Origin of the sequence: Eisenbergiella porci (assembly GCF_009696275.1) — a bacterium.
Taxonomy (GTDB): Bacteria; Bacillota; Clostridia; order Lachnospirales; family Lachnospiraceae; genus Eisenbergiella; species Eisenbergiella porci.
Genome location: NZ_VUMI01000134.1, coordinates 1 through 2,148, shown reverse-complemented (window position 1 = coordinate 2,148; position 2,148 = coordinate 1). Strand labels below are relative to the sequence as shown.

General features: G+C 48.1%; 2 protein-coding genes and 1 pseudogene. All 3 read right to left on the bottom strand.

Annotated features, from left to right (window positions below; all coding sequences use genetic code 11):
• Positions 1 to 45: 45 nt before the first annotated feature.
• On the bottom strand, positions 46 to 1,623 hold the full coding sequence (locus tag FYJ45_RS29220; RefSeq protein ID WP_154410947.1) for a recombinase family protein: 1,578 nt from the start codon (positions 1,621 to 1,623) through the stop codon (positions 46 to 48).
• A gap of 144 nt (positions 1,624 to 1,767) precedes the next feature.
• Positions 1,768 to 1,962 carry a hypothetical protein gene (locus tag FYJ45_RS29215; protein ID WP_002334813.1) on the bottom strand — a complete coding sequence of 65 codons (195 nt, stop codon included), beginning with the start codon at positions 1,960 to 1,962 and terminating at the stop codon, positions 1,768 to 1,770.
• A gap of 72 nt (positions 1,963 to 2,034) precedes the next feature.
• A pseudogene (locus FYJ45_RS29210) lies at positions 2,035 to 2,148 on the bottom strand (MobV family relaxase); the annotation flags it as partial.

Below are 2,148 nucleotides of genomic sequence, written 5' to 3'. Positions count from 1 at the left end.
CCCGTTTCCCTTAGTTAAAGATATTGTTGGGTATCTCAAGATGTGTCATTCGATTTTGCCGATAAAGCGGTAGAAGATTTCCACTTCCTGTTCCCGGCTTCCGTCCTCACTTTTGACCGCTTCATGGACAAGGATTTTTTCAATCAGCGTATTCAGAAGTTCAGCCGTCAATTCTGTGGGATTGACATACTGTTTCATCAGACCTATCCACTTTTCAGCGTCAACCGCTGTCTGGGCGGCGGTCTCCATCGCTTCGTGAAGCCGTTCAATTTTTACGTCCAATTCTCGCTGTTCGCCCTGATACTTTTCGGACAGCATATTGAAATTGTATTCTGTAATGCGTCCGGCAGACCAGTCCTCATACATTTTTGCAAACAGGGTGTCTACTTCTGCTTTGCGCTTTTCCGCCTTTTTCAGTTCGGCTGTCTGCCGCTTCCTTGCAGTATTGCGTTCCTTGTCGCTGGCGTTAAGTAGCCGTTTCAGAAGTTTGTCCCCATCCTGCTGTGCCAGCACAGACCAGTATTGCAGACGGGAAAGGACATAGGCGTAAAGCACATCATAGCGGATATAGTGCATGGAACACTGGTGCAATCCTTGCCCGTACTTGCTACAATGGTAGTGGGCATAGGGATTTTTGTTCTGGCTGTTCATACCATAGGCCAGCGACCAGCCGCAGTCCGCACATTTTACCAGCCCGGAAAATATCTGTGTTGTGCCGTTCTTCTGCCGTCTGCGCCTGTTGCAAATCTGCTCCTGTACTTGACGGAACACATCTTCGGAAATAATCGCTTCGTGGGTGTTCTCCACACGATACCATTCCTCTTTTGGCTTGCGTACTTTCTTCTTGTTTTTGAATGAAATGTTGGTCTGCTTATTGTGGACGCTGTGTCCGATATAGGTTTCCTCTTTCAGAATACTTTTCACCTGCGCTATCGTCCACGCATAGGCTTTTTCCTCCGGCGCTCCGGCATAGATATTTGCGAAAGTGCCGTATCTCTGGAAATTCAGCCAGCCGGGAGTAGGTACTTTTTCTTCGACCAAAATCCGTGTAATGCTGGCGGCTCCCCGGCCATGAACGGCAAGGTCAAAAATCTTTTCGATAATCCACCTTGTTTCCGGGTCAATCAGAAGATGGCCTTTCTTATCTGGGTCTTTGACATAGCCAAGCGGAGCATAGGCTCCATAGTGTGCGCCATTTGCGAACCGTGTCCGCATGGCCGCCTTTACCTTTTTGCTGGTCTGGCGGGCGTGCATTTCATTCAGAATGTTGAGGAATGGGGCAAGCTCATTCTCTCCGTTGATGGTGTCCACATTGTCATTGACAGCGATATAGCGGACGCCTTTGCTGGGAAAGTAGATTTCCGTGTACTGGCCGGTCAGAATGTAGTTTCTGCCTAAGCGGGATAAATCCTTCGTAACAACGCAGTTGATTTTCCCGTCCTCAATGTCATCAATCATTCTCTGAAAATCCGGCCTGTCAAAGTTCGTTCCAGACCATCCATCGTCGATATATTCATCTATGACATTCAGGCCATGCTCGGCGGCATATTGCCGGAGCATCATGCGTTGTGTCTGAATACTCCCGCTTTCTCCTTGCAGTTCATCGTCCCGGCTCAATCTCATATAAAGCGCCGTGTTGTAAATCGTAGTATTGTAAGGTTGTTTCACCGTAAAAATCCTCCTTCTAAAGAAACAACCCACGCTTACAATACTTTTGCTCTATGGCAATTATATCATAAGCGTGGGCGTGTTATCAATGATGAGCTATCAGGTTGAAGCGGCTTTTTCTGCGGTATGCCGCACCACATCTACAATCAGATCACCGAGGGGCTTCCCGCCTGCGGCGAAGTGTTCGGAGATTTTTATACGGTTGTTCCCACATACAAAATACTGCGTGCCGTTCTCTGCTTGTATAACCTGCCCTGTTCGGGGTGTAAAAATATCGCTTTCACTTTTTGCCATCCAGTGTCCTCCATATTCAGTTTTCAAGGTACAATGCCGCACAGAGGCGGCGAAAATTTCTGCTTATATCTATCACCTTTCCTTTACCGTGTGCCGCTGCTGACGTTTCAGTTCCGCCAGTATATCCGGCGGGATACGGTCAACCAGCCGCTGTAAATTGTCCAGTTCGCTTTTCAGCTTTGCCCG

Excerpts from the sequence above, each read along its gene's own strand:
- FYJ45_RS29220 (WP_154410947.1), bottom strand. The coding sequence starts at position 1,623 with ATGAGATTGAGCCGGGACGATGAACTGCAAGGAGAAAGCGGGAGTATT.
- FYJ45_RS29215 (WP_002334813.1), bottom strand. The coding sequence starts at position 1,962 with ATGGCAAAAAGTGAAAGCGATATTTTTACACCCCGAACAGGGCAGGTT.